The sequence below is a fragment of the Fibrobacter sp. UBA2449 genome, from assembly GCF_002342555.1.
Taxonomy (GTDB): domain Bacteria; phylum Fibrobacterota; class Fibrobacteria; order Fibrobacterales; family Fibrobacteraceae; genus Fibrobacter.
Window position 1 is genome coordinate 14,851 of sequence record NZ_DDQF01000022.1, and the last position, 20,848, is coordinate 35,698.

The window sequence follows — 20,848 nt, forward strand, 5'->3', positions numbered from 1 at the left end:
CGTAGTTTGTCTACAACAGGGTCGTTTATTTACAAAGCCATAAACTGAGTATACAACTCAGTCCTAACTTAGTCGCCAGTATGGTAGTTCGGGGCTTCCTTCGTGATGGTCACATCGTGCGGGTGAGATTCGCGGAGGCCTGCGCCCGTAATGCGCACGAAAGTCGCCTTCTTGTAGAGTTCGTCGAGGTTTGCAGCACCGGCGTAGCCCATCGCGGAATGGATACCGCCAATCAGCTGGTAAACGGTGTCGCGGAGCGGGCCCTTGTAGGGCACGCGGCCTTCGATGCCTTCCGGAACGAACTTGCGCGGTTCCTGCACGCCACCCTGGAAGTAACGGTCGGCAGAACCGGCCTTCATCGCACCGAGGGAACCCATGCCGCGGTAGCTCTTGTAGCTACGGCCATCGGCAAGAATCACTTCGCCCGGAGCTTCTTCGGTACCTGCAAAGAGCGAGCCCACCATCACGGCGTGACCGCCGGCAGCGAGAGCCTTCACGATGTCGCCCGAGAACTTGAGACCACCGTCGGCAATGATCTTCACGCCAACCTTGCGGGCCATCTTGCCGCATTCAACGACAGCAGAGAACTGCGGGTAACCGACACCGGCAACAATACGCGTGGTGCAGATGGAACCCGGACCGATACCCACCTTCACGATGTTCGCGCCGCACTTGGCAAGTTCCGCAACCGCTTCCGGAGTGCAGACGTTGCCTGCGCAAATCGTGAGCTTCGGGTATTTTTTGCGGACGGTCTTCACCATGTTGCGCACACCGATGTGGTGGCCGTGAGCCGTATCGATAATGAGCAGGTCGACGCCGGCGTCCACGAGGGCGGCGACGCGTTCAAGAGTGTTGGCAGAAGTACTGACAGCGGCACCCACGAGCAACTGGCCGTTCTTGTCGAGGCTAGCGTTCGGGTTGTTTTCGCGCTTCAAGATGTCAGTCATCGTGATGAGGCCCTTCAGTGCACCGGAGGCGTCCACCAGCGGGAGCTTCTCGATGCGCTTTTCGGCGAGGATTTCCTTCGCCTTCGCGAGGCTCACCTTCGGGCTAGCCGTCACCGGGTTCTTCGTCATCACGGAACTGATCTTCACGTTCATGTCGCTCACGGTGCGCAGGTCGCGGCTCGTGAGCATACCCACAAGTTTACCCTTCGAGAGAATCGGGAAACCGCTCACCTTGTTGCGGGCGCGGAGTTCAAAAGCGGCAGAAACCGGCTGGTCCGCATCGAGGGTCACCGGGTTCACAACGATACCGGACTGCCACCGCTTGACCTTGCGGACTTCTTCGGCCTGTTCTTCGACGCTCATGTTTTTGTGGATGATGCCAAGACCACCCTGCAGGGCGAGCGAAATAGCCAAGGGAGCCGTCGTCACGGTATCCATGGCGGCACTGATGATAGGAATGTTCAGCTTGATATTCGGAGCGAGCTGTGTGCTCACGTCGGTCTGGGCCGGCAAGACAGAAGATTCAGCGGGAACAAGAAGGACGTCGTCAAACGTCAAAGCTTCTGGCAAAAGTTTCATAAATTACCTCTTTTGCGCATAGAATATAGCAATTTTACACAAAAGAGGCCAGCAAAAAGACAAAAGAAATACGTAAAAAAAGACTATTTGCCATTGTAGCGTTCCATGCACTTTTCGATGCCAAGCTTAAAGTAGCATTCCACGAGCGCGGGGACTTTCGCGATGGCCTCTTCAAAGACCGGGCGGTCCTCGGGCGAAAACTTCGCCAGCACCCAGTTGGAAAGGTCGAACTTGGGCGGACACTTGCCCACACCGAAACGGATGCGCGGGAACTTGTCGCCCACGTGCTCGATGATGTTCCGAAGCCCGTTCTGGCCACCGTGACTGCCATCCTTGCGGCAACGGATGCGGCCTACGTCCAAATTAATGTCGTCGCTGAAAACCAGCAGGTGGTCCACTTTTACCTTGTACCAGGTCATCAGGGCCTGAACAGCCTCGCCCGAAAGGTTCATGTAGGTCTGCGGTTTAGCAAGCAGGCATTCCTCGCCCGCAATGTTCACCTTCATGGTGAGCGCCTTGTGTTCGCTCTTCCAGTCCTTGTTCGGGTCAGCAAGTTTTTCGACCGCCATAAAGCCCGCGTTGTGATGCGTATTAGAGTACTGAGTACCAGGATTTCCGAGACCGACGATAATGTACATGATTCAGATCCGATAAGGTTAAACCTAGAGAAAAGCGTTACGGGGCGTAGCGGCTAGACGCGACCTCGCCCAGGTTCGTCCGGATAAGGAAATTGGATTCGCCCGTCTGGCGCTTGGCATGGAAGAAGTGGAGATGGTGCCAGGTGTCATCGGCCCAGCCGGTCGCATCGGTCACACCGTCACAGTTCGAATAGTCAGCCAGGGGTTCACCCACATGGCAACCGTGTCCGTTCCGCGCAAGGACAAACATGTCGATGCTGCCGGGCGTCGGGGAATGCGTTCCGCCGAGGTCGATGGCCAGCACGCCGTCCACAAACACCCAGATGTCGTCATCGCCTGCAATTTCGAAAACTTCGGGACTGGGAACCTGGTTTGCCGAGCGGTACTTGAACTTCACGTAGCCCATTTCCGTAAATCCGAAATTACGGAGGTGATGCAAGCCAACATTATAAGGAGCAGCCCCGGCCGCTGCCATAGCCGCATCCGGAGACCTAGGACCGCCATTCACAAGCCATGCCGCGCAGAGAGCATCGGTACTGGCGTTCATCGCATCCTTTTGGTCGGGCGCATACTGGTAATCGTACGGCGGACAGGTAATGGAAAGCGACTGCGGCCCCCACTGTTCACACTGGTCCGTCGTGCATCCGCCATTCTCCTTCGTTGCCACCGACTTGAAACTGAGAGTAACAGCATCGACAACATCCAGAGGGAAATAGCCGCCGTTGCTGTAGTTGTAATCGATAGAATAGGCATTGGACGCATCGGAGGGAATCACGAGAGCCGTATTGGTGCGCTTAGCAAAGGAATTATCGTCACTATACCATTGGTCGAAGAACTGGTTGTCGCAGAGTTCGCCCGCCTTCAGGATTTTCACGCCGTCGAGCATGTCAATTTCACCCGTCTCGGGATCCGGGGTGAACGCAAGGTAGGGCTGCACCATGCCGGGAGTGTAGTACACGGGACTAGACCACATGACATCGGCACACTTGGAGCCACGAACCGCCGCGTCAGCCACCTTCACATAGCCATGACGAGTGCGTCCAGATTCTTCTTTGTCGGCACATTCGCCATACTTGAGCGTATCTGTCGCCGTCGTCCTTTGCAGGTAAGTCGGCAACATCAGGTTCGCCACATTCGGCAGTCCATCCTGGCCAATCCAGGCTCCCGTCTTGGAGTTGACGTTGCCGCAAGTCATATGATAAGCTTCAAGCGCATACCAGGAAGCATCGTACCCCGGCAAACCGGCATTGAGAATCAGTTCGCCACAAAGCCCTGACGTAGCACCCTTGAGTTCGCAATAATTATAGTCTCCCCTGCTCGCATATTCGCTGGAGAAATTCTCGAAGTCCGGGTGCGTCACCGGGAAATCGCGGATGACCAGGTCGAACGTGATACCGCCAGCCTCGGCCGTATTTACGACGGTCTCGGAACTGCTGGAAGGCGTGCCGCCATTCTGGGGATTGCTCCCATGATTCACGTTTTCGTCGGGGCCATTGGGGCCGCCGTAATTGCCGTGCGGCCTCTGCGGGTTATCGTTGCATGCCACAAGCAGGGCCGACATGGCAAGGGGAACGAAAGCAGAAAGAACAAAATTGCGAGGTTTTTTCATGGTACTAATTCTTTAATCCTTGACACAGCGGACAGAAAAAGCCTGTTCCATGTTAATGGGTTCAATGACAACAGATGCAACGGACAACGAACCGGAAATCATTAATGCATATGCATTGGCACCATCTTGTGTCGCGCTCCAAAAATAAGCATAAAAACCCATATCGGTATAATTATCGGCAAATCGTTTTTGTCCTGCAGGATAAGCATTAAAACCGGATGAATTATTTCCGTTCCAGTCATTCGATTTTAAAGACGAGGCATTTGCATCACCACCCGTATTCTTAATCAATATTTCAAACTCTTCAGCAGAAGGCAAATGCCAGCCATCGGGGCAGGCGGCCACAAAGGCATCTTTAAATTCGTACAATCTTCCTGCTACATCACAGTTCCAGTATTCGTTGTCGTAGCAATAGCTCTCGCCTGTATCAAAATTGAGATTTTCGGCCATCCATTCCTGGTCTGCTATATTAACGGTACTATACCAACGGCCATCACGTTCGTCCGTCATATATCCGTACGAGGGCAGAGGATTATCTTCCGTAGTCGCCGACGAACCGCTTGCATCATCCGGTTCGAATTCGTCCTTGATTTGCTGAGCATAGTCGGTACAGGCGCAGAAGCACATCAACGAGAAAAGGACAAGGATGTCAATCAACTTCGTCATAATCAGTCTCTAATGCAACGGATAGATTTTGATTCTTTCGTGTCATTGAGGAACATAGAAGCGGTATCATCGGAATACGAAAAACTCAGTGTATATACTCGATCCACATTTACAGAGGATGTCCAAAATAAGGTCACAGCGGTCTTAGAGATGAAAGCTTCGTTAGTGTTAATGTATCCAGCCGGCAGCACCGTAAATCCAAAATCATCAGTTCCGCCTTCTCCTTTCCCGGTATCCCACCAGCCAGTAGTAGATTTGAGCGTCTTCCCCGCTATCTCATAGCCGCCGGCAACCGTAATTAAAGTTTCGAATTCATCCTTCGACGGCAAATGCCATCCATAAGGGCAAGCGAGCTGCGCATCCTGCCATTTGTAAAGACGGCCATACGTATCGCAACTGGACTCATCGTCATTATAGCAGAGGCTGTTTTCCGTCACAAAATTAAGATTCTGCGCCATCCACGTCTGCGATTCGATCGTCACTGTTCTATATGTCCGTCCGTCGCGATCATCAAAGAGGTCTTCATCCTGGTAAAAGACAACAGATGAAGAAGAGGATTCCGCGCTGCTGGAAGAGCTATAATTTTCGCCATTCATAATGCAACGGACACTGTTTCCATCGGCAGAATCATATTCGCCATGGATTGAAGCATCTCCAAAGCGGTCTATTATCAGATTATATCCAGAAGTACCATTTGAAGCCTTGGCGTTGCTCCAGAAAAACGCCATTGAACCTTCGTCGGAGTAGTTTCCAGAATTCCCCCTAAATCCGCCGGGAAGTGCAGAAAAGCCAAAGGAATTTTTTCCCTCACTGTCTATCCAGCTATTCGTCGCCATCAGTTTCTCGGCCGCATTATTCCCCACCGTCGCAAGCAGAGTATCAAACTCTTCTGGCGAAGGCAGGTGCCAGCCATCCGGACAAGCGTCCTGTGCTGCAGTCCAAACATAGAGGCGACCGTATTTCTCACAGTAGCTCATATCATCATCATAACAATAACTGTCATCCATTTCAAATCTGAGATTTTCGGCCATCCATGTCTGCGAGCCGATTTCTATAGTCTTATAGGTCCGGCTATCGCGATCGTCAAAGAATTCCCCATACAGGTGTTGACTGGATGAAGACTTGGGCCCCAAGCTGCTTGAAGACAGATCGCTTTCTCCATAAAGGCAGCGTATGGAATAACCGTAATTCTTGCTCCCTTGATTCAGACGAACCTCATCATAATCACTGCGCATGATCAGGTAGTCGGCAAGGGTATCGTTATCCCCCTCGGTCGAGCTCCAGAACCCAGCAGTAAGGCCGATTCCATCAAAATATCCTTCATAGCCCAACAAGCCACCAGGTAATGCACCAAAGCCAAAGGAATCCGTACCATTACCCCTATCATCCCATAGTTTGGTATACTTGAGCACTGTCGCTGCCGTAGACCTGTCACCCACATTCTTTATCAGTATATCTATTTCCTCTTTTGTGGGCAAGTGCCAACCGGCAGGACAGGCATACAAAGCGGCATCCCATTTGTAAAGACGGCCATACGTATCACAATTCTGATAATTGTCATCATAGCAATAGGTGTCCACGATATAGTAATTCAGGTTTTGCGCCATCCATTCCTGGCCTGCAATCTTAACTGTCCGATATTCCTGGCCATCACGATCGTCCGTCATGTATCCGTACGAAATTTCCTTAATCTCATTAGCAGCCATGCTAGCGTCATCCGGATCGAACTCGTCCTTGATTTTCTGGGCATAGTCGGTACAGGCGCACAACAGAAGCGCAATCAATGCAAACAAGGACACTATGTAGAATCTCAAATTTTTCATCAGAAATCAATAATCATGAAAGTTGTAGCCAAAACGAAGCCGAACCCACCGACCCCTGTCATTATCCACCCGACATTTCGAATGGTCTGCGAAGACTTCGCCGCATCCATTTTTTCTTTATAGTTTTGCGAATTGGCATACTTGTATTGCTCTGCCGCATCAAGTTCGAAAACTATGCCCAGTGCAAGGCCTACACCCGCAATAACCGCCGACACAGGCAGGAGCCATGTCGCATGATCCATGAGGGTCCACGACGAGGAGCTCGTACTCACGTTCGAGGGAATGCTCGTCCCGGGTTCAGGTTTCGTTTCCGTATTGTCCTGGGCGACGCCACGACGTTTCCTCAGGGGCGCTCCGCCCGAAACGCTACCGCGGCCGCTGGATTCCTGCACGACGTATTCGTAGTCGACGGTCTCCCCGGGAAGCAGCGTAAGGTTGAGGGCAGTCCTGGAGGATCCCTCGCCTATCTCAATCTTCGAGCACAGGGGGACACTTCCTAGGTACGGAGTCTCGCCAACCGAGTTGTCGTTGACGAACACCGGGAGCTTGAGGGGTTCGCCCGAGGACTTGCTGGCCGAAAGCGAGATACCGCTCGCTATCGGCACAAGTGCTTCCCTGAAAGATTCTTCCTTGCCCTTGTAGATTCCGACCTTGAAAGAAGCGGGATTGTAGCAGCGGTGAGAAAGTTCCACGGAATGAACGCCCGGATCAAGTTCGATTTTTCCAGCCTTCACCTTGTTCCCGTCGAGGGTCATTTCCAGTTCATCGAGTGTGCCACCGCCATTGAGCTGCGGTTCGACAACGAGCGTTCCGAAGCGAGGCACGAGGTCGAGAGAAACTTGCTGGCCGTTCCCGGTTATATCGAAAGATCCTTCCGCATCCTCGTAATGATCAAGGACCGCCAGAAAACGATGCCTTCCCGATTCGAGGAGGATCTGGCACGGGGTCGAATTGCACTTCGGCACAGGACGCCCGTCGATACTCAAGGCTGCACCGGGAGGATTAGTCGAAACGTGTATCGCGAAGGACTGGTTGCCGGCCCCGTCAAAGCCAGTGCGGATAATCCCCTTCGCACCGCCGCGAACCTTCCTGAAGAACTCGGGAGCCTTCGCCATAATCACTTCGATCAAGGCCTCGACATCGGCACCCAGTCCGTTGAAGCTGGCGACCAGCTTGTTTGTGGACGTCTCATAGATTTCGGTGCTGATGGAGAACTTGGAGCCCACCTTACCGACACGCGCCTGGCAGATGAAATCGGCGGAAATATTCTTACCCGTTTCCACAAGGCAGCTGCCCTCGCAGTCCTCAATGGCCTTGCCCGGCGGAAGCATTTCCTGGATGTTCTCGCGGGTCATGATGGTGTATTCCAACTCGGCAGGGAGTTCCTTGACCGCCTCTTCACGAAGTGTATTCGTGAGATATATACGTTCCGAAGGAGACAAGAGGTCCTTGGTATCGGAGACTGTCTCCAAGACCGCAACATGCTTAGCAAAAGAGGCTCCCGTAAAGAAAGCCAAAACGAGAAAAATATGGATAAGACGGTTCATACCGCATAAATAAATTTTTTTTTGCAATAAAGCAATACCCAGCGGGCCCCAATGTGAACTTTTTGACACATTTTTCAAAGTTTCCTCCGTGCATGCGAAAAGGGCCCGCCACAAACGGCAGGCCCTTTTAAGCGCTTGTTCAAGCAATCCGAGATTACTTGGCTTCGGCAGCCGGAGCGGCAGCAGCGGCAGCGGCCGGAGCAGCTTCCGTAGCGGCAGCGTCGTCCTTCTTCTTGGACTTCGAGGTAATCGTGAAAATCACCGTGCGCGGGAGGCTGGCGAGTTCGCAACCTTCCGGGAGCTTGAAGGACTTGGCGTAGAACGTCACGTTCGTCTCGAAATCGGAAATATCCATTTCGAGGACGGTCGGGATGCAAGCCGGCTTGGCGGCGAGGTACAGGTAGCGGGTTTCCTGAGAGAAGAGGCCGCCCTGGGTCTTGACACCGACCGGAAGACCGGAAAGCTTCACCGGCACGCGGACCTTGACCTTGGAGTCGTCGCTGATCTTGATGAAGTCGATGTGGGTGATCGCCTGCGTGATGGCATCCTTCTGGTAGTTGTAAATGACAGCGGGATTGCCGGCCTTGCCGTCGATCTCGAGGTCGAGAAGGGTGTAACGCTTGCCCGGGGCGAGAACCTTGCGAACATCGATAGCGCTGACGCTGATATTCACAGACTCCTGACCCTTACCATAATAGACGGCCGGGATCTTGCCTTCCTTGCGGAGACGGGCGCAGTCGCGGCTCTTGCCTAGCACTCTCGAGGTTGCTGCGAGTTTTGTGAGTTCCATTGTAGACTCCAATTTGGTTTATTGTTAAAAGATTCATTGGGGTAGCTGGATTCGAACCAACGAATAACGGAATCAAAATCCGTTGTCTTACCACTTGACGATACCCCAATGGTGGGCGCAAATATAAAAAAAGAATCCCCTTTTTCAAAGGGGAAATGCGCTTTTCATGCCTAAAAAGGGCACTTTTGAGGCTAACCGTGCCAAAATTTTGTGAGGGCGATGTAGCGGGAGTATGCCTTGAGGGTTTCGGCGGCGGTTTCGGCGGTGGTTCTGTCGGCAAAGATTCCGAAGACCGATGCGCCGGAGCCGCTCATGAGGGCGACCCTCGCCCCGAGGTCCAAGAACTTGTCCTTCATCGCGGCAACGAGCGGGTGCTTCGGGAAAACAGAAATCTCGAAAGCGTTGAAGAATGCGCCCGAATCGAGCAGCGGCCCGCCGAAAGAACGTTCCGCATCGGATGCAGTTTCCCATGCGAGCTTGTAGCCTTCCCAGCGGTCAGGCCCGGACTTGGGTACTCCCGCATAGGCATCCTTGGTGGGGACGCTGTCGTGCGGGGTCGCGATAAGCAACACCTCGCCTGCAGGCAGGTCTAACGGGGAGATAAACGATAAACGTTCGCCGATGCCCTCGGCGAAAGCCGTGCCGCCTCTGACCAGGAAGGGAACGTCAGCCCCGAGCTTTGCCCCGACGCGTTCCAGTTCCGCAGGCGGCAACCGCAACTCCCAGAGGCGGTTCAGCGCGCGGAGCGCCGCTGCGGCATCGGCAGAACCACCGCCAAGGCCTGCACCGAGCGGCATTATCTTGTCCAAAAAGATATCTGCACCCAGGTCGTTGTTGCCCACATGCGAGCGCAATGCGACCGCAGCCTTGTACACGAGGTCCGATTCCACGGGGTATTCCTGCGGGTTGCTGTACTCCAGGTGGATTTCTCCGTCGTCGCGGGCGCTGAATTCAAGCGTATCGCCGACATCTACCGTCTGGAAAACCGTTCCCAGGTCGTGATAGCCGTCCTCACGCTTGCGGATGACATCGAGAAAAAGATTGATTTTAGCGGGAGCAAATTCTTTCATAGTCATTTCAAACTTCTCACTTCACACTACACACTTCACATTATCTAAAAGCGCCGGAGCGTTCGAGTTGCATGAGTTCGTCCATGCCGATGAGCATCGCGCGGGGCTTGGAGTTGCCTGTACTGCGGGCGCACAGGCCCATGCCGTAAAGCTGGTCCACGATCTTGCCTGCACGGCTGTAACCCACGCTGAAGTGACGCTGCACGGCAGAGGTAGAAAGGCCGTTCCCGCATTCGATGGCCCACTTGGCCACCTCGAACAGGAGCTTGTCCTTCTTCTCGTTCATTGCGGCATTGCCATCGTCGTCATCGCCTTCCCCGCCCGCTTCCTCGACCTCGAAGGTCTCGAGCTGCGGGTAACAGACGTTCTGGTTGCTACAGGCGTCGGCAAGTTTTTCCGCTTCCTCGTCGCTCAGGAATGCGCCGTGTACGCGCACCGGGTCGGGTGCATTCACCGCCTTGAACAGCATGTCACCGCGGCCAAGCAACTTCTCGGCACCGGCGTGGTCCATCACGGTACGCGCGTCCACCTGGGAGGCCACCTTGAAGCTGATACGCGTCGGCAGGTTCGCCTTGATGTTACCGGTTATCACCTTCACCGACGGGCGCTGGGTCGCAAGCACCAAGTGGATTCCCACGGCGCGCGCCTTTGCGGCAAGACGGCTCACGTTCTTCTCGATTTCCTTCCCGGCGACCATCATGAGGTCTGCCATTTCGTCGATAATCACGACGATAAACGCCATGCGGTGGCCGCGGTCCGTATCGGGCACGTCTTCGGGGAGCAGGCCTGCATCGAATTTCTCGTTAAAGCCGTTGAGGTTACGCACCTTCGCCTTCGCAAGCACTTCGGTACGGCGGTCCATCTCGTAACAGAGCCACTGGAGCGCCTGGATGGCGACTTCGGGCTTGGTAATCACGGGAGCGAGCAGGTGCGGAATGTTCTCGTACATCTTGAGTTCCACCGCCTTCGGGTCCACCAGAATCATGCGCAACTCGTCGGGAGTCTTGCTCAAAAGCATGCTCGCCATGAGGGCGTTAATGCACACGGACTTACCGGAACCGGTCTGGCCCGCAATCATCAGGTGCGGGGCCTTCGCCAAATCCATCGCAAACGGCTCGCCGGAGATATCTTTACCGAGGGCCATGATAATCTTGTCAGGCGTGGGCTTGAACGCCTCGCTCTCGAAGATGTCGCGCCCGAAGATGGTCTGCATCTTGCGGTTCGGGATTTCAATGCCCACGGCGCCCTTTCCAGGAATCGGCGCGAGGATGCGGATAGAGACTGCCTTCAGGGCCATCGCAAGGTCATCTTGCAACGCGCTGAACTGGCTTACCTTCACGCCCGGGCCCGGTTCCACCTCGAAACGCGTAATCACGGGGCCGGTCTCGCAGCCGACCACCTTCCCCTTCACCTTGAAGTTCTCGAGCTTTTCCTCGAGCATGCGGCCAATCGCATTGAGTTCCTCTTCGGTGTAGTCCGCAGGCTGCGGATCGTGCTTGTCCAGAATTTCATCCACCGTCGGAATGCGGTACGGGTCGTAATGCACCGTCGGGTCGGGCTGTGGTATCCCGTTAGCGGCACCACCCGTAAACGTGGTGCCCGAAGAAGATGTTCCAATCTGGTTCGGAGCCTCGTATGTCGGATCCTGTTCCATTGTCGGGTCGCGTTCCGCCTCGTCGCTCGTGACAATCTCGGGCATAAAGGTCTCTTCTTCAGAAGAAGCGTCGCCACCCGCAGCCAGCGTCGGCTCATCATCTTTTTCTGTTCCGGGGAATGCGGCGATCGTCGGAGCCACATCCGGTTGTTTCTGTCCAGCGACCACGGTCCTTTCAGATTCATTTTCTGCGACCACGGTGGCATCATCGCGCGTTTCGGCCGGCAAAGCATCGGGCTGAGTCCCACGAACAGCACCTTTCACCACAATCTTGTTCTGGTGGGCGCGTTCCCAGTTGAGCATTTCGCGGGCACGGCGGATTTCGGCAATCTTGTCCCTGATTTCCTTGATTTCGAGCGCACTCATGTTGCGGTAGTTGTCACGCAGTTGCTGTTCCAGGCGCAAGATTTCAGGATCTTCGCCCGTAAAATCGGGTTCAATCGCCTGGTCCGCAGCCACCGGAGCGGCGGGCATCGTCGGCGCAATCGTCGGAGCGACAGTCGACTCGTCCAGTTCTTCGCCGTTTCCGCGGGCCAACACTGGAGTTTCCATCCAGTTCTTGCGAGCACTAAAGGGTTTGAGCTTACCTTTATGCTTGAGCTTGAAACCGTCCGGTTCCTTGAAAATCGTGTCGTCGTCGAGGAACGTGATGCCCTTGCGCTTCGAAAGCCCGATATTCTCGCTCACCACGCCACTTTCGGTATCATCTTCCTCGGCGGTTTCGTCATCTTTTCCGCGCTTCATGAAGAGCCCTACAAGCCAACGGAATCCGCTTACGACAAAAGCAAAATGCCTCGGTCGCAACCCGAACGAGATGACAAGAATCAGAACCAGCCCCGCAAGAAGCAACAGGAACGGAGCCAGTGCAGACACATTGCCGAAAACGGGTTCCGCAATGTTCTTGCAGAAAAACTGGCCCACGATGCCGCCGTTCATCATCAACACGTCGCGGCCCAGCTGCGATTCTCCATAATTCTTGAGCGCAAGGAGACAAGCAAGATCAATCGTAAGAAGGCTCATGCCGACAGCAAGCCCTATCCCCCGCATCCGTACCGGACGGAGCGCAAGGCAAAGGCCCCAAAGCACAAGAGCAAACGTAAATGCAACAACAGGAAGTTTGCCGAAGATAAAGCAGAACGTTTCGGGAATCAGCTTGCCGAAATAAGGGCCAAGCCAGTTGCCTTCGGAGCCGCTATAGACAGAACTCACACAACCTAACAAAAGCACCAGGCCTACACCGACCAGAATCCATCCGCACAAAATAACTCCGAATGGCAAATCCCCAGGTTCGGTTTCCTTCACAGCCGACTTTGTTTTTGTTTTTTTACCAGAAGTCTTTTTCCGTTCAGCCAAAATACGCTCCTTCGAGTTTACTTACGAAATATAGTTTATATTCTTTTATTATTATTGACAGCATGAACAAGAAATTATTGAAAAAACTGAAGAAAATCGGCGTCGGTTCCGTTATTACTGCAGTCATCATTTTCCTCATTCTTTTCCTTGGTAACGCGCAGGATCCCTATGTCGAGGTGATGCGCTCTACCGCCGAAGACCTCGAGAATTTCTTCTACGACCAGTTCTTCAAGATGAAGACCGGCAAGACATTCGAAAAGCTTGAAAAGGACGGCAAGGTCGCCGTGAGCAAGAGCTTCGACCCGAACATCATGATCGTGGATATCGACGAGCCTTCCCTTACCAAGCTCGGCAACTACAACGAGTGGGACCGTTCCATCCATGCAAACGTCATCAAGAACCTGAGTGACGGCGGCGCATCGGCGATCGGCTTCGATATTCTGTTCAAGGACGCGGACTTCGGCGAGAAAAAGGCGAACCAGGCCATCAGCATCCTCAATACGGTGGACTCCACCAAGCCCTGGGATACGCTTTTCACGAGCATCCGCTCGCACTACAACTTCGACTCGCTCATGGTGAAAAACATCGAGGAGAGCGGGAATGCCATCGTCTGCTTCATGATGGACGAAACGACCTCGTTCAAGCACAAGACCATGTGGGAAAAACTTGCGAAATACGAACGCGCCGAGGAACTCGGGTTCGGTTCCACGTTCGCCGAATCGCAAGTCGATTCCGTAGAATATGTCGAAACGAAGACCCTGCTCGACAACATCTATCCCGAACTCGCACACGCAGGCGCGCAGATGGGTTCCGTGAACGCCTACCCCGACGATGACGGCGTCGTGCGCCACGTTTCGATGCTCTACCGATTCCCGAACCCCTACGTCTACCCCGACGTCCCCAGCCGCATCTATTCCACGATGTCGCTCATGACGACGCTGCACCTTTTCCACCAGAAGCCCGAGAACGTGGTCATCAAGATGGGCAAATACATCGACCTCGGCAAGCCCTTCGGCGTCTACAAGGACTCCACAGACAAGTTCCACGTCACCTACCCGCAGTTCAGCTACCCCATGTTCCTCCAGCTGCGCAATTTCCTCAAGAGCCCGGATGCCATCAAACGCGCGACAAACGAACTCGTCGACATCACGACGAAGGTCGCCGTGCGCAAGAGCGAAAACGGGAAACCCCTGTTCATGCTCTTCGAAGGCCAGTCCCTTGACGAAGACCTCTCTAGCACGCTTCTCAAAATCGCCGATACGATTGACGGGGACGAAATGAACGCAATCGGAGCCGACGAAGAAAAAGAAATTTTCGAAGGCGTCGTGATGAAGCGCGATACCGAGGAGGACGCCCCCGACCACTTCCTCGTGGAAGATTCCAACAATGACGACGAATTCATTATCACCCCCTACATCCTGAACACGATTCGCTATTTCAAGGATTCTCTCGAAAAGATTCCCGAGAACCGCACTATTCACTTTTCCATCGATGTTGACCTCCGCTACGATGCAGATGCCAAAACATGGAAATCGAATCTCGATATCCTGAGCGACAAGGTGCTCCAGGATATCGCCCGAACACCCAACAACAAGGTCGACAGCCTAAAGCCCGGTGAAGAATTCCGCTTCGGCAACCGCAAACGCGTCCCCATCGACAACTACGGCCGATTCCTCGTCAACTACATCGGCCGCTACAACACCGACCCCGAAATGCGTCCGTTCCAGCATGTCGCCTACTACGATGTCACCAACAACCGCCAGGACCCCGGTCTCTACATGGGCAAGGTCTTTATCCTCGGGTCCGCCGCCCCGGCACTGTTCGACTTTGTGCCAGGCCCGCACGAAGAAAACAACCCCGCCGTGCTTATCCACGCAACCATTATCCAGAACATCCTGAACGACAACTACATCGTAAACCTCGCGGAGCACTACCAGCAGATTATCGTCATCCTGCTCGCCATCGTGTGCATGCTGCTCGGCCTGTTCGTCCGCAGCTACATTTCCATCGGCATATCGCTTTTGATGATGGGAGCCTACGCGTTCATCGCGTTCCGCTATTTCCAGGGCGGCATCTACCTGGGCGTCTCTAAGCAGCTCCTCGCCATGCTGCTCACGAACGTCGCTGCACAGGTTGTCCAGTTCTATTTCGAAAACAAAGAAAAGAAGTTCCTGAACGACGCGTTCAAGCAGTATATCTCCCCCGAACTGATCGACGAGATGGTGAACAACGAAGTTATGCCCAAGCTCGGCGGTGAAAAGCTCAATATCACGGCCTACTTTACCGATATCGCAAGTTTCTCCACCTTCTCCGAAAAAATTGGTGACCCGAGTAAGCTTGTCGACCTGCTGAACGAATACCTGACCAAGATGACCGACACGTTGCTCCACAACAAGGGCACGCTGGATAAATACGAAGGCGACGCCATCATCGCGTTCTTCGGAGCGCCGATGCCCCTGCCCAACCATGCGCAGAACGCCTGCGACACGGCTGTCGGCATGCAGAGCGAACTCATGAAACTCCGCAAGAAGTGGGCCGTGGAAACCGATGAGCACAAGAACCAGAAATGGCCCAAGGTGGTCCACGACATGCACATGAGAATCGGCATCAACTCCGGCGACATCGTTACCGGAAACATGGGATCCGAAACCCGCAAGAACTACACCATGATGGGCGATGCCGTGAACCTCGCAGCTCGTCTCGAAAGTGCCGCGAAGCAATACGGGGCCTACATCCAAATTAGCGAGGACACCCAAAAGCACCTCGACGAAGGCCGTTTCATCTACCGTTCTCTCGACACCATCCGCGTGGTGGGCAAGAGCCAGCCGGTCCGTACCTTCGAACTTCTCGAGCGCACCGGATGCGAGAACGAAGCGAACCTCCTCAAGCTCGTCGAAATCTGGGAACAGGCCCGCGCAGCCTACCTCGCCATGGAGTGGGACAAGGCCATTGAACTGTTCACGCAGTGCCTCGACTACGAGCCCCACCATCCCGACCGCGACCCCGGCAGCAAGACGACACCTTCGCACGTCTACATCAAACGTTGCGAAAGCTACAAGGTCAACCCGCCTGTCGCTGCCGGCGAAACCTGGGACGGAGTGTTCACGGCCACCGAAAAATAATCGGTTCAAGGCCCCGAATACAAGAAGCGCCGGCAAATTGCCGGCGCTCTTTTCATATCCGATGGAACACGCTAGTTGAGCTCGATGTTATCGATGAGGCGCGTCTTGCCGAAGAACGCGGCGACGAGAATGACCGCCTTGTCCGACGCCTTGAGGACACCCGAGAACTTCTGGAGGTCTTTCTGGTTCACGACCTCGACGAACTGGACCTGGCCGCGGTTCAAGAGAATCGACTTCACCACGATATCGCGGAGTTTAGCGACACCCTTCTCGCCCGCGACAAACGCGGCCTTCGCATCAGCGAGACCCTTCGAGATTCCGAGCGCCTGGGTGCGTTCTTCTTCGGAAAGGTACTCGTTGCGGCTCGAAAGCGCAAGGCCCGACTTTTCACGGACAATGGGGACGCGCTTGATTTCGATGTCAAAGTTCAAGTCCTTCACCATGCGTTCGATGAGGAACACCTGCTGGTAGTCCTTTTCGCCAAAGTAGGCGCGGTTCGCCTTCGTGATGAGGAACAGCTTCGAGACGACCGTCAGCACGCCACGGAAATGGCCCGGACGGTAGGCTCCGCAGTAGAGGCTCTCGAGAGTCTCGTCGCGCACCATCGTCAGCGGATCGCCGGCCGGATACATCTCAGAGACGCTGGGAGCAAAAACAAAGTCGGCACCCAGTGATTCAGCCAATTTCGCATCCGCTTCGAGACGCTTGGGATACTTGTCCAAATCCTCGTTCTTGCCAAACTGAATCGGATTCAAGAAAACACTGACAACCGTTATATCGCAATCCTTTACCGACGCCTTGATAAGCGCCCCATGGCCTTCATGGAGAGCCCCCATCGTCGGAACAAGACCGATGGTCTTGCCGGATGCCGCGAACGGCTTGAGGGTGTTGCGAAGTGTTTCGATTGAATCAATGATTTGCATATAACCTTCTTAATTACTTTCTGGAACAAAATAAGTCGTTTGCTTGGGACATGCAGCAATGGCGTCGAGCACCAGCTGCAGGTGGTTTTCGTTGTGCACGAAATCGATATGGTCCGTGTTGATAATCAGGACGGGCGCATGCGAGTAGTGCCAAAAATGGTGGTCGTAGCGGCTCTGGAGGTCCTTCAGGTAGTTTCCCTCGATGGCTCTTTCCATGGGGCGGCCCCTACTCTTGATGCGGTTCAAAAGCGTGGGGATGCTCGCCTGCAGGTAGACGACCATGTCCGGTCGGGGAATCTCGTGTTCGATAGCCTTCGATACCTGCTCGTACATGGCGAATTCGCTGTCGGAGAGGTTCTGGGCCGCAAATATGGCATCCTTGTCGTAGGTGTAGTCGCTTACGAGCAGGTCGTGGAAAAGGTCGCTCTGGAGCGCCGAATGCTGAAGTTGCTTGTGGCGTTCGAGCAAGAAGAACAGCTGCGTCTGGAAGGCGTAGGGTTCCGGATTCTCGTAGAACTTTTCCAGGAAGGGGTTTTCCTCGTAATTTTCCTCGATACAGAGGGCGTTCCAGCGCTCGGCGATAATTCGCGCAAGCGTGGTCTTCCCCACGCCGATAACGCCTTCGATGGCGAGAAAGTGAACACCTTTTTCGGTCAGCATTACGGTTCCTCCGCTGTAATAGTACGGAACGGAATCTTGCCTTCGCTTTCGACGAGGATTGCAAGCATTTCCTTCACGGTACAATTGTTCAACGGGTCCACCCAGTCCGGCGCGATGTCATTCAGGGGGACAAGCACGAACTGGCGGTTGGGAATTTCGGCATGCGGAATCGTCGGCCGGCCGGCCATGACCTTGTTGCCGAAATAGAGCAGGTCGAGATCAATTTCACGGGAATTCCAGTGACCGCGGGGCTTGCGTCCAAGTACGACCTCGGATCCCTTGAGGTAATGGAGCAGGCGTTTCGGATCCCCATCGTACCAGAAACTCACGACCTGGTTGAAATAGGGACCTTGCCCTTCCGGACCTACCGGAGGAGTCTCGTAAATCGGGCTTTCAAGCCACCCGCCCGAAGATATGCGCGAAAGCATGTCCCGTCCTTCGGCAAGCCTACGGGAGCGGGGACTTAAATTGCTTCCTAGCGCAACAAAAACGCGGTCTAGTGATTCCACGTGCGTTAATATAGCTATTGCAGAAAAATTTTGAGTCCCGTTTATTCCTTTTTTTTGCCGGATAATCATCTTTTTTTCTTTTTTCCATCGAAAAAAGCAATTTTTATGACAAACATCATTTTTTTTTGTATTTTATACGTGAATTCCGAGGGAACCTCCGAGCGGGGCCCTATCTTCTGGAAAATTTATTCTACCCAACATCATACAAGCCAAAGGAACGAATAGTGCCTAGACAAAAGAAGGTTCAAGACGAACCGCAACTGCTTTCCGACACCATTGATTTAAACTCCCCCATCGACTACGAGAAACTCGGCGACCTAGCGCAGCCGATTCCGAGCGCCGAAGGTGCGGAACCCCAGCCCAAGCGTCGCGGCAGGCCCTCCAAAAAATCAGCCGAAGCCCCGGATCCCAAAGAATCTTCCAAGACAAAACAGCCGGCCTCCGAACAGGCCCCCGAACCGGCACCCGCGGCTGTCGAATCCGCACCCTCGGAACCGAAGGCAGAAAAAGCGGAAGCTCCTGCCGATACAACAAAGCCCGAAGCCGACCCGAACAAGGGTGCACAGGCAAACGGTCAGAACAACCCGCCAAACAACGGCCAGAACAATGGGCAGAACGGCGGCAAGTTCAACAACAATAACAACAACGGAAAGTTCAACAATAATAACAATAACAACGGGAACAACGGCAAGTTCAATAAGTTCAACAAGTTCAAGAACCGCCACAACCGTAACCTCCCGCAAGACGACTTTATCGACGAGAGCATCCAGCTTCCCCCGCCGCCTCCCGAAGTAGTGGCGGCCGCGAAGGCAAAGTGGCGCGAACTCCGCGGGCTCCCGATGTTCGAACTGCAGCAGCGCGCCGAAGAACTCGGCATCGAAGACTACAAGCGCATGCGCAAGCAGGCCCTCGTCTACAGCATCCTTTCTTCTACCGGTGGCGAAGAGACTCCCATATACACCGAAGGCGTGCTCGAGATTATTCCGGAAGGCGGCCACGGGTTCCTGCGCAACCCCGACCACAACTACCTCGCCGGCCCCGACGACATCTACATCAGCAGGAACATCATCCGCCGTTACGACCTCAAGATGGGCGACACCATCACGGGCCAGGTGCGCCAGCCGCGCGAAGGCGAGAAGTATTTCGCCCTGATGCGCATCGACACGGTGAACTTCGAAGCTCCCGAAAAGACGAAGCGCCGTGTGGCATTCGAATACCTCACCCCCATCCACCCGATCGAAAAGCTCAATCTGGAATGGAAGAAGGACGAATACAGCACACGCATCATGAACCTCTTCACCCCCATCGGCAAAGGCCAGCGCAGCATTATCCTCGCGCCCCCACGTACCGGTAAGACGGTGCTCCTCCAGAACGTGACGCAGGCGCTCACCGTGAACCATCCCGAAGTGAAGCTCATGGTGCTCCTCATCGACGAACGCCCCGAAGAAGTGACCGAAATGAGGAAGCTCATCGACCGCCTCAAGGACGATGCCACCAGGGCCGGCAAGAACATCCAGGCCGAAGTGCTCGCCTCCACGTTCGACGAACCGCCCGAGCGCCACATCAAGGTGGCCGACATGGTCCTCGAGAAGGCGAAACGCCTCGTGGAACACGGCAACGACGTGGTGATTTTGCTCGACTCCATTACGCGTTTTGCCCGCGCGAACAACGTTGTCATCCCGCATTCCGGCAAGATCCTCTCCGGCGGTGTGGACGCTAATGCCATGCAGCGCCCCAAGCGCTTCTTCGGTGCAGCCCGCAAGATCGAGAACGGAGGCTCCCTCACCATCATCGGTACGGCCCTCATCGAAACCGGCAGCCGCATGGACGAAGTGATTTTCGAAGAGTTCAAGGGTACGGGCAACATGGAACTCGTGCTCGACCGCCGCATCGCCGAAAAGCGCATTTGGCCGGCCATCGATATCTTCAAGTCCGGCACCCGCAAGGAAGAACTGCTGCTTAGCGATGAGGAACTGCGCCGCGTCTGGGTGCTGCGCCGCTACCTGCAGGATATGACCACCGTCGAAATCATGGAATTCATGCGTGACAAGCTCAAGCTGTTCGAGACGAACCGCGACTTCCTCACTTCCATGAATGGATGATAATTAATTGATAATTGATGATTGATAATTATTAAAGGATTATTGATATGAATCAGAAAATTTTCTTTGCGGGCACGGGCAACATGGGCGGAGCCATCCTGCGCGGGCTCCTGAATGCGAAAGTTGACCCCAAGTCCATCTTCTTCTTTGACCCGAGCGATGCTGCCGCGGCTGCGGTAAGCGCACTCGGCTGCGTCCGCGTGAAGAACTTCGCGGAAGGCGTCAAGAAGGCCGACATCACCTTCCTCTGCGTGAAGCCTCAGATTTTCAAGCTCGTCGCCACCGAATGGAAGAACGCCGTCAAGGCCATCAAGGGCACAAAGACCTTCGTGAGCATCATGGCGGGAGTCGCCCGCAAGAACCTCACCGAAGTTCTCGGCGCAAAGAACCAGGTGCTCCGCGTGATGCCGAACCTGCCGCTCACTGTCGGCAAGGGCACCGTCGCGCTCGCGACGGACGGCGTCAACGAGGCTACCCTGAAGGCTGCCGAAGAAATCTTCGGCAACATCGGCGTCACCTGCCGTGTCGCCGAAAGCCTCATGGACGCCGTCACCGGACTTTCCGGTAGTGCCCCCGCCTATGTGTTCGAGTTTATCGAAGGCCTTACCCGCGGCGGCGTAAAAGCCGGTTTAACCCGCGATGTGGCCCTCAAGCTCGCCCTCGGGACCATCGAAGGCAGCGTGGAACTCGTGAAGCAGTCGGGCAAGAGCCCGAGCGACCTCTGCGCGATGGTCTGCTCGCCTGCCGGTACGACGATTGCAGGCGTGGACGCCCTCGAAGAGGGTGCATTCCGCTCGAGCCTCATCAAGGCCGTAGTCGCCGGTACCGAACGCTCTAAGGAACTGGGCAAGTAGTC

The 20,848-nt window shown here is 54.6% G+C and carries 15 protein-coding genes and 1 tRNA gene; 3 read left to right on the forward strand and 13 right to left on the reverse strand.

All coding sequences use genetic code 11. From position 1 onward, the window contains the following. Window positions 1-68: 68 nt before the first annotated feature. The 10 genes from guaB to B4B27_RS14375 form a co-directional block, all read right to left on the reverse strand. Entirely contained in the window at window positions 69-1,526 is a 1,458-nt protein-coding gene (guaB, locus tag B4B27_RS14330; protein WP_097035637.1) for an IMP dehydrogenase, read from the reverse strand. Between the two features lie 83 nt (window positions 1,527-1,609). Next, window positions 1,610-2,164, reverse strand: a complete 555-nt coding sequence (gene pth, locus B4B27_RS14335; protein WP_290727357.1) for an aminoacyl-tRNA hydrolase — start codon at window positions 2,162-2,164, stop codon at window positions 1,610-1,612. Window positions 2,165-2,201: 37 nt separating this feature from the next. Beyond that, window positions 2,202-3,773, reverse strand: a complete 1,572-nt coding sequence (locus B4B27_RS14340) for a fibro-slime domain-containing protein (protein ID WP_290727359.1) — start codon at window positions 3,771-3,773, stop codon at window positions 2,202-2,204. A gap of 12 nt (window positions 3,774-3,785) precedes the next feature. After that, the gene (locus tag B4B27_RS14345; RefSeq protein WP_290727360.1) at window positions 3,786-4,439 is read right to left on the reverse strand and encodes an FISUMP domain-containing protein; all 654 of its coding nucleotides are present in this window, start codon (window positions 4,437-4,439) and stop codon (window positions 3,786-3,788) included. Between the two features lie 2 nt (window positions 4,440-4,441). Then, on the reverse strand, window positions 4,442-6,262 hold the full coding sequence (locus B4B27_RS14350) for a fibrobacter succinogenes major paralogous domain-containing protein (RefSeq protein ID WP_290727362.1): 1,821 nt from the start codon (window positions 6,260-6,262) through the stop codon (window positions 4,442-4,444). Then, window positions 6,262-7,809: a PEGA domain-containing protein gene (locus B4B27_RS14355; protein WP_290727364.1), complete on the reverse strand. Its 1,548-nt coding sequence runs from the start codon at window positions 7,807-7,809 to the stop codon at window positions 6,262-6,264. The genes B4B27_RS14350 and B4B27_RS14355 overlap by 1 nt, the downstream gene beginning before the upstream one ends. Before the next feature lie 154 nt (window positions 7,810-7,963). After that, window positions 7,964-8,599 (reverse strand): 50S ribosomal protein L25, encoded by a 636-nt coding sequence (locus B4B27_RS14360; protein ID WP_173364898.1) that lies wholly within the window; start codon window positions 8,597-8,599, stop codon window positions 7,964-7,966. A gap of 36 nt (window positions 8,600-8,635) precedes the next feature. Continuing rightward, a tRNA-Gln gene (locus B4B27_RS14365) sits at window positions 8,636-8,707 on the reverse strand. A gap of 83 nt (window positions 8,708-8,790) precedes the next feature. After that, the gene (ispE, locus tag B4B27_RS14370; protein WP_290727367.1) at window positions 8,791-9,675 is read right to left on the reverse strand and encodes a 4-(cytidine 5'-diphospho)-2-C-methyl-D-erythritol kinase; all 885 of its coding nucleotides are present in this window, start codon (window positions 9,673-9,675) and stop codon (window positions 8,791-8,793) included. A 34-nt stretch (window positions 9,676-9,709) separates the two neighbouring features. Next, window positions 9,710-12,532, reverse strand: coding sequence for a DNA translocase FtsK (locus B4B27_RS14375; RefSeq protein ID WP_290727369.1), 2,823 nt, complete (start codon window positions 12,530-12,532; stop codon window positions 9,710-9,712). Window positions 12,533-12,738: 206 nt separating this feature from the next. On the opposite strand from B4B27_RS14375, the gene B4B27_RS14380 reads away from it, so the two are divergent. Further along, a complete protein-coding gene (locus tag B4B27_RS14380) occupies window positions 12,739-15,798 on the forward strand; it encodes a CHASE2 domain-containing protein (RefSeq protein ID WP_290727371.1) in 3,060 nt (1,019 codons plus the stop codon). A gap of 71 nt (window positions 15,799-15,869) precedes the next feature. On the opposite strand, the gene panC is transcribed toward B4B27_RS14380, so the two are convergent. Genes panC through folK form a run of 3 tightly spaced genes read right to left on the reverse strand, consistent with a single transcriptional unit; the run spans window position 15,870 to window position 17,890 of the window. Further along, window positions 15,870-16,721 carry a pantoate--beta-alanine ligase gene (gene panC, locus B4B27_RS14385; RefSeq protein ID WP_173382000.1) on the reverse strand — a complete coding sequence of 284 codons (852 nt, stop codon included), beginning with the start codon at window positions 16,719-16,721 and terminating at the stop codon, window positions 15,870-15,872. Between the two features lie 9 nt (window positions 16,722-16,730). Continuing rightward, on the reverse strand, window positions 16,731-17,381 hold the full coding sequence (locus B4B27_RS14390; RefSeq protein WP_173364894.1) for a deoxynucleoside kinase: 651 nt from the start codon (window positions 17,379-17,381) through the stop codon (window positions 16,731-16,733). Then, window positions 17,381-17,890: a 2-amino-4-hydroxy-6-hydroxymethyldihydropteridine diphosphokinase gene (gene folK, locus B4B27_RS14395; RefSeq protein WP_173382001.1), complete on the reverse strand. Its 510-nt coding sequence runs from the start codon at window positions 17,888-17,890 to the stop codon at window positions 17,381-17,383. The genes B4B27_RS14390 and folK overlap by 1 nt, the downstream gene beginning before the upstream one ends. A 224-nt stretch (window positions 17,891-18,114) precedes the next feature. Between folK and rho the strand changes: the two genes are divergently transcribed. Both rho and proC read left to right on the forward strand, forming a co-directional pair. Further along, the gene (rho, locus tag B4B27_RS14400; RefSeq protein ID WP_349678265.1) at window positions 18,115-19,992 is read left to right on the forward strand and encodes a transcription termination factor Rho; all 1,878 of its coding nucleotides are present in this window, start codon (window positions 18,115-18,117) and stop codon (window positions 19,990-19,992) included. 47 nt (window positions 19,993-20,039) lie between these two features. Further along, window positions 20,040-20,846 (forward strand): pyrroline-5-carboxylate reductase, encoded by an 807-nt coding sequence (gene proC, locus B4B27_RS14405; RefSeq protein WP_173382002.1) that lies wholly within the window; start codon window positions 20,040-20,042, stop codon window positions 20,844-20,846. The last annotated feature ends 2 nt before the right edge of the window (window positions 20,847-20,848 follow it).